Below are 210 nucleotides of genomic sequence, written 5' to 3'. Positions count from 1 at the left end.
TTCATAAAATGACGGCAGGTTATTTTCATGTCAAGCTCTACTAAAACGGTCGTTTTCATTGATTCCAATGTTCAAGATTATCAAAATCTAGTTGATCAAGTTAAACCTGGTACACTGTTGTTTCTTCTGAACCCCAACCAGGACGGTATTCAGCAAATCACTCAGAATTTATCAGGACTGACAAACATTGATAGCGTTCAGATTATTTCT

Annotated in this window: 1 protein-coding gene; it reads left to right on the top strand. The window is 36.2% G+C overall.

All coding sequences use genetic code 11. From position 1 onward, the window contains the following. Positions 1-27: 27 nt before the first annotated feature. A partial coding sequence (locus tag ACIR131C_RS0119935) for a DUF4347 domain-containing protein (protein WP_028091581.1) occupies positions 28-210 on the top strand: 183 nt, incomplete at its 3' end.

The sequence above is a fragment of the Dolichospermum circinale AWQC131C genome (genome assembly GCF_000426905.1).
GTDB lineage: Bacteria > Cyanobacteriota > Cyanobacteriia > Cyanobacteriales > Nostocaceae > Dolichospermum > Dolichospermum circinale.
This window is presented reverse-complemented; position numbering and strand designations above follow the sequence as displayed.